Origin of the sequence: Streptomyces sp. NPDC001843, from assembly GCF_042891955.1 — a bacterium.
Classification (GTDB): domain Bacteria; phylum Actinomycetota; class Actinomycetes; order Streptomycetales; family Streptomycetaceae; genus Streptomyces.
Genome location: NZ_JBIATQ010000001.1, coordinates 681,719 through 695,188, shown reverse-complemented (window position 1 = coordinate 695,188; position 13,470 = coordinate 681,719). Strand labels below are relative to the sequence as shown.

The following is a 13,470-nucleotide window of genomic DNA, read 5'->3' as shown; positions in this document are numbered from 1 at the left end:
GGGAGTCGCCGTGAGCAAGGTGTGGCTGGTGACCGGGGCGAGCAGCGGGTTCGGGCGGGCGATCGCCGAGGCGGCGGTCGCCGCCGGTGACGTGGTGGTCGGCGCCGTCCGCCGGCCCGAGGCGCTGGACGACCTGGTGGCCGCTCATCCGGACCAGGTGGAGGCGCTGCGCCTGGACGTGACCGAGCCGGCCGCGGCCGAGACGGCCGTACGGGACGTGATGGCGCGGCACGGGCGGATCGACGTACTGGTCAACAACGCGGGGCGCACCCATGTCGGGGCCGTCGAGGAGACCACCGACCAGGAGCTGCGTGACCTGTTCGACCTGCACGTCTTCGGCCCGGCGGCCCTGGTGCGGGCGGTGCTGCCGCACATGCGGGAGCGGCGCTCTGGCGCGATCGTGCAGATGAGCAGCATGGGCGGCCAGATGTCCTTCGCGGGCTTCGGGGCGTACAGCGCGACCAAGTTCGCGCTGGAGGGCATGTCCGAGGCGCTCGCGGACGAGGTGCGGGAGTTCGGCATCAAGGTGCTGATCGTGGAGCCGGGAGCGTTCCGGACCTCGCTGTTCGGCACCGGACGGGCCGGGGTGAGCGCGGACAGCGGGGTGTACGCCCGGGTGAGCGAGACCCGCGGTGCCGTCGCCGGCGGCGACGGTGCGCAGCCCGGCGACCCGGCCAAAGCGGCGGCTGTCGTCCTCGCCGCGCTGGATGCCGGGCGGACCCCCCTCCGGCTGCCGCTCGGCGAGGACGCGGTGAGCGCCGTCCTGGGCCACCTGGAGCAGGTCCGGGAGGACGTCACCGCCTGGGAGAAGCCGGCCAGGGCGACGGCGTTCGACGCCTGACCGCTCAGCGGTCCCCGTCGGCCACGGCCGTCCGCTGCAACAGCCCCCACGTGAACTCGGCGACCACCTCGTGCCGTACGCCCCGCGCGTCGGGGGCCGTGAAGGCCAGGCCCCAGCGGGTCGGGGCGGTGCCTTCCAAGGGGCGGGCGGGGGCGAAGGCGCGGGCCGCCTCGTCGACCGTGCAGGACCAGGGGACGAGGTCCTCGACGGTGCGCAGGGTGGGGCCCTCGGCGCCGGGGGCGCGTACCAGCCACTCGTTCCAGACGGCGCCCTCGGACGAGACCATCACCTCGAAGCGCAGATCGGGCCAGAGGGGGAGCGGCCACTGCCAGACCCGGCACTCCAGGTCGCCGAGGGTGCGCTTGCCCTCCTGCTCCGGGGGGCCGAGGACGGAGCGATAACGCGAGGCCGCCGAGCGGGACCGCGGCGAGCGGACCATCGCCTGCCAGCGCTTGTTGGTCTCCCGCATCCGCGCGACCGAGACGCCCAGCTCCCGGCGGGCCTCCTCCACCAGATCCGGATTGTGGTCGGCCATGCGGCGCAGCAGCACCAGCTGGAAGTCGAGATCCATGGCACCCATGGTGCCCCTGCCGTTCCCGACCATTGCCCAGGCCACCCTCCATGACTAGCCTGTGTTCGTCATGCCGATCGTCTGTTGAAATCTCGAACGCAGACGCTGAAACCCAAGGGAGGGGGCCGGACATGGGACGCCTCGTACCTGCCGTGACCCGGGCTCTCGACATTCTCGAGCTCTTTCTCGACGGTGACGGGACGCTCTCCGCCCCCGACATCGTGCGCAAGCTCCAGCTGCCGCGGACCACCGTGCACGAGCTGGTCACGACGCTCGCCGCCCGGCAGTACATCGTCCCCGTGACCGGCCAGCCCGGACGCTACCGGCTCGGTGTACGTCCGTACCAGCTCGGCAGCAGATACGCCGAGCAACTCGATCTCGCCGCCGAGGGGCAGCAGGTGGCCCGCTCGGTCGCCGAGACCTGCGACGAGACCGTGCATGTCGCGATCCTCGAGAACACCGACGTCATCTACATCGCCAAGGTCGACTCCACGCACGCGGTGCGCATGGTGTCGGCGGCCGGCCGCCGGCTGCCCGCCCACTGCACGTCGGTCGGCAAGATGCTGCTGGCCTCGCTGAACGAGACGGAGCTGGCCGCGCGGATCCCGGACGGCAGCGAGCTGCCCGGGATGACCCCCAACAGCATCACCGATCCGGGCGCCCTGCGCGAGGCCCTGGCCGAGATCCGGCAGCGGGGGATCGCGGTGGAGAACCGCGAGTCCAACCCGGACGTGTCCTGCGTGGCCGCGCCGGTGCGCGACCGCACCGGCCAGGTGGTGGCGGCCCTGTCCATCTCCGTGCCCATGATCCGCTGGAGCGAGGACCGCCGGGGCGAGCTGGAGCAGCTCGCGGCGAAGGGCGCGGCGGAGCTGTCGGAGCGGCTCGGGCACCGGAGCGTGGCATGACGGCGTACGAGGTCGCGATACGGGCCGAGGCGGAACTCGGCGAAGGACCGACGTGGGACGCGGCCGCCGGCCGGCTGATCTGGATCGACATCCTCCAGTCCCGCGTCCACACCTACGACCCGTCGTCCGGCCGGCGCACGGTCCGTACGGCACCGCAGCACGTCGGCGCGGTCAAGCCCCGGGCGGGCGGCGGCCTGGTCCTCAACCTCCGGGACGGCATCGGCCTGCTCGACCCGGACGACACCTTCCGCTGGCTGCACCACGAGCCGGTGCCCGGCCGGCGCGCGAACGACGCGGCGGTGGCGCCCGACGGTTCCCTCTGGGCGGGGACCATGCGCTACGACGAGGCGCCCGGGGGCGGCACGCTGGCCCGGGTCACCGGGGACGGCGGTGTGACGACCGTGCTCCCGGACGTGGCCGTGAGCAACGGAACCGGGTGGAGCCCGGACGGCCGCCTCATGTACTACATCGACTCTCCGACCCGGCGGGTGGACGTCTTCGACTTCGACGGCGATCGGGTGTCCGGGCGCCGGCCGCTCGTGGAGATCGAGGAGGGCGCGGGCTTCCCCGACGGGCTGACCGTGGACGCCGACGGGGGCGTGTGGGTGGCGCTGTGGGACGGCGGGGCGGTACGGCGGTACACGCCGGGGGGTGAGCTGGACCGGGTGATCTCGGTGCCGACGCCTCGTACCACTGCCTGCGCCTTCGGCGGCGCCGACCTGACCGACCTGTACATCACGACCGCCCGTACGGGGCTGGCGGCGCCGCATCCGCTGTCGGGGTCGGTGCTGGTGGTGCCGGGGGCGGGGAAGGGGTTGGCGCAGCCGGCGTTCAACGGCTGAGCCGCCCCGGGGGTCCCCCAGGCCCTTATGGCACTGGGGGAGGCACGACGGCCCGCGGCTAGGTGGGCCGAAGACCCGCCGCCTTCCATTCCGCCCGGGTCAGCGGCGGGCCGCTCAACGGCGGTTTCAGCGGCCCCACCGCCGCCGCCAGCAGCACGCTCGGCGTGACCAGCACCGCCGCCCCCCGCTCCAGCGCCGTCACATCGGTCACCCGGCGTGCGATGCGGCCGTTCCCCGTGGCGGTGTGGAGCAGGCGTCGTACGTACGCGTCCGTCATCCGCTCCCGGAGCGTGGGGCCGCCCTCCGTCGCCCCGGGGTAGAAGACGTCCACCCCGGTCGACAGGCCCCACGCGGCCCGGACGGTCCGGCCGACCGCCCGCTGGATCCGCCGGGACAGGCCGGGCGATCCCAGGCCGTGCCGCCCTACCGTGTCGCGCAGCGCCAGCGCCGACTGCGCGGCCACCGACATCCCGTGCCCGTACACCGGGTTCAGCGCGCACACCGCGTCGCCGAGCACCGCGAAACCGTCCGGCCACGCCGGCATCCGCTCGTAGAACCAGCGGCGGTTGGCGGTCGTCCTGGTGAACGCCACGCCGCTGAGCGGTTCCGCGTGCGCCAGCAGGTCGGCGACGAGGGGATGGCTCAGCTCCTGGCGGGCGTACCGGAGGAAGCCCCCTTCGTCGGCGGTGGGCTCACCGCCCCGGCTGCCGTACAGCGTGACCATCCACTTGCCGTCCTCGACGGGCAGCAGGACGCCGCCCCGCCCGGGCCGACCGTCCCGGGGCTCCGCCTGGAGGTGGACGACGGGAAAGCCGTCGCGTGCCCGGTCCGGCGCCCGGAACAGCCGGCTGGCGTAGGCGACACCGGAGTCGACCTCGCGCCGCTCGGGCGCGGGCAGTCCGAGCGAGGCGAGCCACCGCGGGGTACGGGACGCGCGCCCCGTGGCGTCGACCACGAGGGCGGCGGTCAGCGTGCGCTCGGATCCGTCGCCCGCCGCGATCCGTACGCCGGTGACCGCCGCGTCCGAGCCGACCGGCCCGAGCACCTCCGCCCGCTCCAGCAGCTCGATCCGCTCGTCGGCCAGCACCTCCTGCCGTACCGCCCAGTCCAGCAGGTCCCGGCTGGACGGCAGGAGGAACGCCGACTCGTCCCAGCGCCGGAACCAGCCGTACCGCGACAGCGCCACGATGTCCGTCGTCACCGGCAGCCGCCGCACCCCGGCCGCCCGCAGCCGTCCGGTGAAGCCGGGCACCAACCGCTCCAGGGCCCGCGCCCCACCGGACCAGAGCTGGTGCACATGCCCGGCCTGCGGCAGACCCTTGCGCGGTGCCGGCCCGTTGGGCAGCGCGTCCCGCTCGACGACGACGACCCGGTCGGCGAAGCCGGACAGCGCGCGGGCGGTGAGGAGACCGGTCAGGGAGCCGCCGAGGACGACGGCGGTGGTGCGCTCACTCATGCACGGAGACACTCTCCGCCGCGACGGCGGCACGGGCGCGGACCGCCGCCACCTCCTCCGGGTGGCGCAGGGCGCGGGAGACGGCCCCGATCTCCTGCAGCAGCTGCGCGGTGTCGGAGGAATCGGCCGGTTGCGACGGCTCGGACGTCCGGCCGCGGGCCTCGACGGCGTCCAGGACCACCACCGCGGCGGCCAGCGCACGCGCCCGGTCCGGTGGATGCCCGAGGGCGAGGGCGGTGTCGTAGGACCTCCTGCCCAGGCCGGTGTCGACGTGCCGGACCAGCGGAAGCAGCGCGTCCCGGATGAAGGTCTCGCGGCGGGTCAGCCGCAGCTCGGGGGTGGCGTGCAGCACGAAGGGCACGCCCTCGCCGCTCACGGTCCGCATCAGCTGGTACAGCGGCCGTAGTTCACGGTGGGCGGCCCGGACCCGCCAGCGGTCGTGCAGGTACTGGCCGGCGTGCGGCAGGATGAAGCCGGCCGCGATCAGGATGGCGGACAGCGCGGCCACGGGCGGGGCCAGATCGGTGCTGAGCCAGTCCAGGTCGTGACCGCTCCAGCGGGCCGCGACGGCGGTCAGCTTGGAGCTGTCGAAGGCGAGGTTCAGCACGTAGCCGGCGCCCAGCAGCTTCAGCCCCCAGCGCAGCAACCCGTCCAGGCCGTCGGTGCGCGCCCAGTTCCAGATCAGCCTCGACGTGATCACACAGGCCACGCAGTGTGCGACGAGGTAGAGCAGGGTCTCCTCGCGCATGAAGGGCGTGTTGGCGTAGTACGTGTCCAGGTCCCGCAGCCGCTCCACGGGCGCGTCGGCGAGCGCGAACAGCACCCACAGGGCGAGGATCACCCCGGCGTAGACGGCGACGACCCAGCGCACCGCGCGGCGCGTCGCCGCCGAACGGTCGGCCAGGCCGTTGCGCCAGGTGATGATCAGCAGCAGACAGGAGCCGCAGAACGCGGTGATCAGCGAGTAGCACCAGGGCGCGGAGACGTTGGGCACGCCCACCAGCCGGTTGACCCGGGCGATCGTCGACGGGGTGCAGAACACGAAGACCGCGCAGGCGAGCAGCAGCAGTCCGCCGACCGCGCGCAGCAGCGGGTCCCGCCACAGCCGGACGATGGTGGGCAGCTTGATCACCAGGGCGGCGGTGAGCACCGCGGTGGGGATCCAGAAGGAGATGTACAACTCGCCCAGGAACCGGGACGGGTCCTCCGCCGCCAGGGTCACCGGGCCCTTCCTCCGCGGCCCCGGTAGCCCAGGGCCCGCTGGGCGGGGCCGAGCGGGGCTTCGGGCCCGCCGGCGCGGACGTACGGCCGGAAGAGGGTCGCCAGCCGGTGGCCGAAGTCGTCGGCCTCGGCCTCGTCGGCCTCCCGGGAGCCGTTGCGGGCGGCGACCGTCAGGGCGAGGTCGCGCCAGCCGCGCCCGTCGGCCAGGGCGCGGGCCGCCGCGGCCCCCGCCGGGTGGTGGTGCCGGTGGCCGGCGTGCAGGTGCCACAACTCGTGGCCCAGGATGACCAGTTGCTGCACCGCCTCGGCCCGCTCCTCCACGATGACCAGGTCGAAGTCCTGGAACTCCACACAGAGGCCGGTGACCTCTATCTCGTCGGGGAAGCGCTCGAAGCGCAGCTCGACCGGCCGCCCGGAGCGCCGTGCGCTCATCTCCTCGCACAGTGCCCGGCACAACTCCCGTACACCATGGGGAGCTTGTGGTCGGTCCCGGACCGCGCGGGCGAGGTCGGCGGCGAGCCCGCGCATCGCCGAACCGGGCAGTAAGCGCCGGAGCGCGCCCGCGATGTCCATCGCTCCCCCTTCGGGCCGTCGTTCGGCGGCCCTCCGAGATTACGCGTCCGGATGTGTCCGCGTCATGAGGTCCCACGCCCGTGGTTCAAACAGAAACCGTCAATTTCCCACCCGGAGCCGTTCGAGCCATCCCGGCGTTCCGTCCTGTGGCGCCCATTGACGCGGAAGCGCTCCGACCTTACGGTCCCGTTCGAAGCTACGGGCGACAACCGCAATCTCGAACAGGCGGCATCGGGCCGCTGGTCCACCGCCGGACAACGCCCCTCCCCGAAAGGACCCCATGAGCAAGCGCACCGCCCGTTTCACCCTCGACCCCGCCTTCACCGTCGCCGAGGTCGACCCCCGTCTCTTCGGATCCTTCGTCGAACACCTGGGCCGCTGCGTCTACACCGGAATCTTCGAGCCGGACCACCCCGCGGCCGATGCCGAAGGCATCCGTACCGACGTCCTCGACCTGGTCCGCGAACTCGGGGTCACCGCCATCCGCTACCCCGGCGGCAACTTCGTCTCCGGCTACAAGTGGGAGGACTCGGTCGGCCCGGTCGAGAACCGCCCCCGCCGGCTCGACCTCGCCTGGCACTCCACCGAGACCAACCGCTTCGGCCTCTCGGAGTACGTGGCGTTCCTCAGGAAGATCGGCCCGCAGGCCGAACCCATGATGGCCGTCAACCTCGGCACACGCGGCGTCGCCGAGGCCCTGGAACTCCAGGAGTACGCCAACCACCCCGAGGGCACCGCCCTGTCCGACCTCCGTGTCGCGCACGGCGACAAGGACCCCTTCGGCATCCGGCTCTGGTGCCTCGGCAACGAGATGGACGGCCCCTGGCAGACCGGCCACAAGACCGCCGAGGAGTACGGCCGCCTCGCCGCCGAGACGGCCCGCGCCATGCGCCAGATCGACCCGAAGGTCGAACTCGTGGCCTGCGGCTCCTCCAGCCAGTCCATGCCCACCTTCGCCGAGTGGGAGGCGACGGTCCTGGAGGAGACCTACGACCTCGTCGACTACGTCTCCCTGCACGCCTACTACTGGCCCGAGAACGGCGACATCGACTCCTTCCTGGCCTCCGCCGTCGACATGGAGTCCTTCATCGAGAACGTCGTCGCCACCGCCGACCACGTCGGCGCGAAGCTCAAGTCGAAGAAGAAGATCAACCTCTCCTTCGACGAGTGGAACGTCTGGTACCTGCCCGAGTGGGAGAAGCACTCGAAGACGATCGAGCAGAACGACTGGCCCGAGGCCCCCCGTCTGCTGGAGGACAACTACAGCGTCACGGACGCCGTCGTCTTCGGCTCGCTGCTCATCGCCCTGCTCCGGCACGCCGACCGGGTCACCGTCGCCTGCCTCGCCCAGCTGGTCAACGTCATCGCCCCGATCATGACCGAGCCGGGCGGCCCGGCCTGGCGGCAGACGACGTTCTTCCCGTTCGCGCAGGCCGCGAAGCACGGGCGCGGGCAGGTGCTGGACGTCCGCGTGGACTCACCGACGTACGAGACGAAGAAGTACGGCGAGGCGGACCTGCTGCACGCCACCGCCGTCCGCGCCGACGACGGCACGGTCACCGTCTTCGCCGTCAACCGCGACCGCACCCGATCCCTGCCCCTCGACATCGCCCTGAACGGCCTGGACCTCACCTCGGTCGTCGAACACAGCGTGCTCGCGGACGCCGACCCCGACGCCCGCAACACCCTCGACGCGCCCGAGCGGGTCGCCCCGCACCCGGCCGAGGGCACCGCCCTGGTCGACGGCAGGCTCACCGCCGTCCTGGAGCCGCTGTCCTGGAACGTGATCCGGCTGGCGTAGGCCCCGTAGCCCCAGTCGGCCTCAGCGGCCGGGGGAGGCCACCGGTGTCACCGGGGCTCCTCCGGCCGCGCTGCCCAGCAGCGTCAGCCGCACCTTCCCCGGGCCCGACTGAGAGGTGAACTCGGACAGCACGGCCAGGGCCAGGGTGTTGGTGCCCCGGGTGCGCAGGATGCCGTTCGGCAGGACGAAGGTGTGCTGCGGGCCCACGTTGTTGATGTACTGACCCATGTTCCAGCCGTTGAGGAACAATTGGACGCGGTACGCCCGGTACGGGTCGTCCTCCAGGGTCAGGCCCACCGAGGCGTCGACGCCCGCGGGCACGGCCAGCTTGAACGTGGTCCGGTACCAGGTCACGCCCTGCCGCCGCTCGGCGCGCGGGAAGCGCACCGGCTCCCAGTCCCGGTCGGCGAAGCCGGGCAGATGCCAGCCCTCGCGCTCCCCGAACAGCCCGCCGTTGTTCAGCGGCCCGCGCACCGGGTCGGGCGCCGCCTCGCCCTGCAGGCGCCAGGTCACCTTCGGCGAATCACCCTTGAAGGTGACCGCCGTCAGCCCGCGCGCCACCTTGTGGGTGTCCAGCCCCTTGCCGTCCTGGTCGTGCTGCATCCGCCGCACCAGCACCGACAGCACGTGCCGGCCCGGCCCGCGCCGCTCCTCCCGCACGGGGAGGACGGCCGTGTCCGTCCAACTGCCCTGCCGGACACTGCTCTTGTCGGGCACCGGCATCCGGTGCGTGCCCAGCGGCTCGCCGTCCAGCCACGCCATCAGCAGGCCCTGCGTGCCGGTGCTGTAGGCGAGCGAGACCTCCTCGATGCCGCTGGAGTCCGTGAAGGTGCCCCGGTACCAGACGTCGCCGTAGTGGAAACCGTAGTCGTCGGCGAACAGGACCGGCTGCCCCTTCGGCACCGGCGTGGTGCTGAACGACGAGGTCCGGTCGGCGGCCTTCCACCCCGAGTCGTCGAAGGCGGGGTCGGCCTCCGGGTTCTCCGTCCGCGTCCGCCAGCCGCCCAGCTCGGGCAGCCGCACCGCGGGCACGCCCGGCAGCAGCGCCTCGGTCACCAGGCTCCCGGCCTGCGCCACCCGCGTGGTCACCGGCCGTCCGTTCCAGGTCACGCTCTCGATCCCGCGCGGCCCCCAGACCTCCAGGCCGGTCTCCCGGACGGTGTCGCCGGTGAGGTGCACGGTGGAACCGCGCAGCTCGGCGTGGCGCACCAGCGCCGGGCCGTACACCAGCAGCGTGCCGGACGGGGTGTCGTACGGGAACAGGCGCACCGCGGTCGCCTCGTCGGCGAACAGCAGCAGCAACGGCGTGTCGCTCTCGCCGCGCTCCACCATCACTCGGGTCAGCCCGCCGAGGCCGAGGGGCACCGTCACGTGCAGCTCGCCCTGGTCGTACGTCCAGCCCGCCTCGGCGTCCAGCCGGGTGACGTACGGCTCGCTCGGGCACTCGAGGACCAGGTGCGCCATCTCGCCGTGGCGGCCCGTGAACAGGGCGATGTCCTGCCGTCCGGCGGTCAGGCGCAGCATCGGCTGGACGGTGCAGTACTTCAGCGTCCGGTGCCCGAGCGACAGTCCCGTGGTCAGTACCCGGGCGTCCCGGGCCGGGACGGTGATCTTGAGGTCGCCCGCGTGGGTCGGCAGGGTGGAGGTGACCTCCTCGGCGCCGTCGTTGCGGGCCACGTACACATGGGCGCCGGTGTCCGGGTTGGTGAGGTGGTACACCTTCAGCCCGGCCGCCTTCACGTCCTTCGCCCGGTCCAGCTTGGCGAAGTCGGGCACGCGCTGCAGCATGTGCCCGATCTGGTGCATCGGCGCGATCTTGCCGGTGACGTTACGGCCCTCGTCGAGGGCGGCGCCGTAGTCGTACGACGTGTACACCACCGGCGCGGGCAGCCAGCCCCAGGACGTGCCGCCGAAGGTCATGTAGACGTTGTGCAGGGTGATGCCGTTGGCGAGGTTGGTGAGGTAGAAGCGCCGCTCGTAGGCCGCGTCCCGGGTGCGCCGGGACTCGGCGTACCCCTTGCCGTCGAACCAGGCCCCGCCCCACGGGTCGAACCAGCCGCCGCCGAACTCTGGCATGAACCCGGGCGTGCGCGGGCTGGCGGTGGCCCCGCCCTTCGGCCCGCCGGGCCCGTAGTGCCCCCAGTCCGGCGGCACCTGGGACGGCGACGGATACCCGTCGAACCCGTACAGCCACCTGCCCCGCTCGCCACCGGTGTCGAACGAACCCGGGGTCCAGTAGCCGTTGCGCCCCTTGTCGTTGTGGAAGAGGGGTACGTCGATGCCGTCCGCCCGCACCTTCCGGTACAGGTGGGACATGTAGTTCCGGCCGGTCGGCTCGTCGACGTGGGCGTCGTACTCGTTCTCGATCTGGTACAGCAGGACCGTGCCGGTGCCCTTGGTGAACAGGTGCCGGCGCGCGATCCGGTTCACGGCGGTCAGCCACCCGTCGACGTGACCCAGGTACGTCGGGTCGTCGGTGCGGGCCACGCCCTTGGTCGCCGTCAGCCAGCCGGGGAAGCCGCCGCCGTCGACCTCGGCGTTGATGTACGGCCCAGGGCGCAGGATCACGTACAGCCCGGTCTCGGTGGCCGTGCGCAGGAACAGGTCCAGGTCCCGCACGCCCGTGAAGTCGTACTGCCCCGGCGCGGGGGAGTGGTAGTTCCAGGCCACGTAGACACTGACCGCGTTGTAGCCGTGCGCCCGCATCTTCTGCAGCACGTCCCGCCACAGGGACGGGCTGGGCAGCCGGAAGGGATGCATCTCGCCGGACCACAGCACCAGCCGCCTGCCGTCCACGACGAGCGAGTAGTGGTCGTGGCCGACGGTGTGCCGTTTCCCGTCCGCACCCGGGGGCGCGGGCGCCGGGCCGGTCGGCACGCTGCGCGCCGCGTACGCCGAGGGCGCCCCGGGGCCGCCGCTGCCGCCCAGGGCGAAGCCGAGCGCCGCGGAGCCGGCGAGGGCACTGAAGGTACGTCTGCTGAGCGCCAAGGGATCCTCCCGGGCGATGGTACGGGGACCGGGTCCGGCCATTCTCCATGGCCCCACGCCCCACAATGGACACATGAGGATCTCGGCGCGGGCGGATTACGCGGTACGAGCGGTACTGGAGCTCGCCGTACGACAGGACGACGGACCGGTGAAGGCGGAGGAGATCGCCGCCGTGCAGGACATCCCGCACAAGTTCCTGGAGGGCATCCTCGGGGATCTCCGGCGCGCCGGGATCGTCGGCAGCCGGCGCGGCGGGGGCGGCGGATACCGGCTGGCCCGGGAGGCCTCGGAGCTCACCGTGGCGGACGTCATCCGCGCGGTGGACGGCCCGATCGTGTCGGTCCGGGGCGAGCGGCCCACCGGCCTCGCCTACACCGGCACCGCCCAGCCGCTGCTGCCCCTGTGGATCGCGCTGCGCGCCAACGTGCGCCGCATCCTGGAGGGCGTCACGATCGCCGACCTCGCGGCGGACGCCCTGCCGGAACCCGTGCGGCAGCTGGCGGCGGAGCCGGCGGCATGGGAGAACCCGTGAGAGCGCACGTGTGAATTGCGGGTTGTGAATGGCCGGAGTTGACCCTGCCGGGTCCGGGCGCGGCTTCCTACGATGCCAACGCCTCCGGCCTTCACAGGTCTCGCACAGTTTCTCCAAGGCCCGGGGCGACCCACCCCCCACCCTGAGAACTGGGAGAAACCATGGCTCGAGGCCTGCTCCTGAGCGGCGCGGTAGCCGCGCTCCTGACCAGCGCGATACCTGCCGCGCACGCCGAGTCCCCGGTCGTCACCAACCCGCCCCCGGACAAGATCGTCATCGACGTCGCCACGGTGAACGGCTCCGGCTGTCCCCAGGGCACGGCGGCCGTCGCCGTCTCCCCGGACAACACGGCCTTCACGGTCACCTACAGCTCCTACCTCGCCCAGGCCGGCGGCAACTCCGACCCGACGGCGTTCCGCAGGAACTGCCAGCTCAACCTGATCGTGCACGTCCCGCAGGGCTTCACCTACGCCATCGCCAGCGCCGACTACCGCGGCTTCGCCTCGCTCCAGCGCGGTGCGACCGCCACGCAGAAGGCCACGTACTACTTCCAGGGCCAGCCGGACGTCACGACCAAGACCCACCCGTTCAGCGGCCCGTTGAACGACGACTGGCAGGCCACGGACAGCAACGACGTGGCCCAGCTGGTGTACGCCCCCTGCGGCGTGCTGCGCAACTTCAACATCAACACCGAGCTCCGCGTCAACGCGGGGACGGCGTCGCCCGGCAAGGTCAGCTTCATGACCATGGACTCGACCGACGGGGACATCAGCACGACCTACCACATGGCGTGGAAGGCCTGCCCGTAGTCCTGACGGCGAGGATCCGGCCCGCCCGGTGGGACCGGACGGGCCGGATCGCTGCGCGCGAGCGGGTCAGCCGGAGACGCCGAGGGTGAGGGTCCCGCTGTAGCCGGAGGACGCCGAGCCGCCCAGGGTGGTGAGCGTGAGGAGGCCGGACGAGGCGCCCCCGCCGTCGTAGATGGAGTCCTGGGACAGGGTGGTGCGGGTGACCGTGTTGGTCGAGTAGGGCGAGACCTTGGCCACGGCGGCGGTGATCGTCTCGTTGAAGAACAGCTGACCGGTGTGCACGGTCCTGCCGCCGGTGAAGTGCCCGTCGGCGGTGACCGTGACACCGGTGTGCACCTTCACGTGGACGTGGATGCACCGGCCGCGGTACCAGCCCGGGTAGATCGTCGTGAGGTTGGCGACGCCGCTGCTGTTCGTGAGCACGCCGCCGCGCAGGAAGGTGCGGTCGTCCGACTCGTTGTGGCCGTTGGCGCCGACGTAACCGGAGTACTCACCGAGCGCGTCGGTGTGCCAGATCTCCACCAGGGCGTTGCTGATCGGGGTGCAGGCGGAGTTGACGACGGTCAGGGCGAGCTTGAGCGGCACGCCCGGCTTGCCCTCGGTGACGTCCGAGCGGACGAGCGCTCCGTCGAGGTAGTAGGGGCCTTGGGTCATCTCCTTCGTGAGGGTGCAGACCGCTGCGGCGGCCGGGGCGGTGTCCGGTGCCTGGGCGGTGGGGGCGGAGACGGTCCCGGGAGCGGCGGCGGCTCCCACGGCCAGCGCGGCGGCCGTGGTCCCGGTCGCGATCAGCACGGTGCGGCGCCCGACCGAGCGGTCGTCGGAGCGGGCCTCTGGGATGATTGGGTTGTCTGTCATGAGCACGGCAGATTAGGCGCGCCGGCTATCGGTGAGCTGTGGGTTCGGCAAAGTGACGGGGCGTCAAGGGGGTTGC

12 protein-coding genes are annotated in these 13,470 nt (G+C 72.5%); 6 read left to right on the top strand and 6 right to left on the bottom strand.

Features of this window, described 5'->3' with window-relative positions; genetic code table 11:
- The first annotated feature begins 10 nt into the window (after nucleotides 1–10).
- Entirely contained in the window at nucleotides 11–841 is an 831-nt protein-coding gene (locus tag ACFYZQ_RS03295; RefSeq protein ID WP_389141059.1) for an oxidoreductase, read from the top strand.
- A gap of 4 nt (nucleotides 842–845) precedes the next feature.
- Here ACFYZQ_RS03295 and ACFYZQ_RS03290 read toward each other — a convergent pair whose 3' ends face one another.
- A complete protein-coding gene (locus ACFYZQ_RS03290) occupies nucleotides 846–1,412 on the bottom strand; it encodes a hypothetical protein (RefSeq protein WP_389141057.1) in 567 nt (188 codons plus the stop codon).
- Nucleotides 1,413–1,543: 131 nt separating this feature from the next.
- On the opposite strand from ACFYZQ_RS03290, the gene ACFYZQ_RS03285 reads away from it, so the two are divergent.
- Both ACFYZQ_RS03285 and ACFYZQ_RS03280 read left to right on the top strand, forming a co-directional pair.
- Nucleotides 1,544–2,317, top strand: coding sequence for an IclR family transcriptional regulator (locus tag ACFYZQ_RS03285; protein WP_389141055.1), 774 nt, complete (start codon nucleotides 1,544–1,546; stop codon nucleotides 2,315–2,317).
- Nucleotides 2,314–3,159 (top strand): SMP-30/gluconolactonase/LRE family protein, encoded by an 846-nt coding sequence (locus ACFYZQ_RS03280; protein WP_389141053.1) that lies wholly within the window; start codon nucleotides 2,314–2,316, stop codon nucleotides 3,157–3,159. The genes ACFYZQ_RS03285 and ACFYZQ_RS03280 overlap by 4 nt, the downstream gene beginning before the upstream one ends.
- A 58-nt stretch (nucleotides 3,160–3,217) precedes the next feature.
- Here the strand turns inward: ACFYZQ_RS03280 and ACFYZQ_RS03275 are convergent, their stop codons facing one another.
- The 3 genes from ACFYZQ_RS03275 to ACFYZQ_RS03265 are packed head-to-tail and all read right to left on the bottom strand — an operon-like array spanning nucleotide 3,218 to nucleotide 6,409.
- On the bottom strand, nucleotides 3,218–4,615 hold the full coding sequence (locus tag ACFYZQ_RS03275; RefSeq protein WP_389141051.1) for an FAD-dependent oxidoreductase: 1,398 nt from the start codon (nucleotides 4,613–4,615) through the stop codon (nucleotides 3,218–3,220).
- The gene (locus ACFYZQ_RS03270; protein WP_389141049.1) at nucleotides 4,608–5,837 is read right to left on the bottom strand and encodes an MAB_1171c family putative transporter; all 1,230 of its coding nucleotides are present in this window, start codon (nucleotides 5,835–5,837) and stop codon (nucleotides 4,608–4,610) included. Before ACFYZQ_RS03270 ends, ACFYZQ_RS03275 begins: the two co-directional genes overlap by 8 nt.
- Complete coding sequence (locus ACFYZQ_RS03265) at nucleotides 5,834–6,409, bottom strand: toxin-antitoxin system, toxin component family protein (protein WP_389141047.1); 576 nt, start codon at nucleotides 6,407–6,409, stop codon at nucleotides 5,834–5,836. Before ACFYZQ_RS03265 ends, ACFYZQ_RS03270 begins: the two co-directional genes overlap by 4 nt.
- Before the next feature lie 280 nt (nucleotides 6,410–6,689).
- Between ACFYZQ_RS03265 and ACFYZQ_RS03260 the strand changes: the two genes are divergently transcribed.
- Nucleotides 6,690–8,210, top strand: a complete 1,521-nt coding sequence (locus ACFYZQ_RS03260) for an alpha-N-arabinofuranosidase (RefSeq protein ID WP_389141045.1) — start codon at nucleotides 6,690–6,692, stop codon at nucleotides 8,208–8,210.
- A gap of 21 nt (nucleotides 8,211–8,231) precedes the next feature.
- Here ACFYZQ_RS03260 and ACFYZQ_RS03255 read toward each other — a convergent pair whose 3' ends face one another.
- Nucleotides 8,232–11,198: a beta-galactosidase gene (locus ACFYZQ_RS03255; protein ID WP_389141043.1), complete on the bottom strand. Its 2,967-nt coding sequence runs from the start codon at nucleotides 11,196–11,198 to the stop codon at nucleotides 8,232–8,234.
- Nucleotides 11,199–11,271: 73 nt separating this feature from the next.
- On the opposite strand from ACFYZQ_RS03255, the gene ACFYZQ_RS03250 reads away from it, so the two are divergent.
- Nucleotides 11,272–11,730 carry an RrF2 family transcriptional regulator gene (locus ACFYZQ_RS03250; RefSeq protein ID WP_389141041.1) on the top strand — a complete coding sequence of 153 codons (459 nt, stop codon included), beginning with the start codon at nucleotides 11,272–11,274 and terminating at the stop codon, nucleotides 11,728–11,730.
- Between the two features lie 161 nt (nucleotides 11,731–11,891).
- Complete coding sequence (locus tag ACFYZQ_RS03245; RefSeq protein WP_389141039.1) at nucleotides 11,892–12,539, top strand: DUF4360 domain-containing protein; 648 nt, start codon at nucleotides 11,892–11,894, stop codon at nucleotides 12,537–12,539.
- Nucleotides 12,540–12,605: 66 nt separating this feature from the next.
- Here ACFYZQ_RS03245 and ACFYZQ_RS03240 read toward each other — a convergent pair whose 3' ends face one another.
- Nucleotides 12,606–13,394 (bottom strand): intradiol ring-cleavage dioxygenase, encoded by a 789-nt coding sequence (locus ACFYZQ_RS03240; RefSeq protein ID WP_389141037.1) that lies wholly within the window; start codon nucleotides 13,392–13,394, stop codon nucleotides 12,606–12,608.
- Between the last annotated feature and the right edge of the window lie 76 nt (nucleotides 13,395–13,470).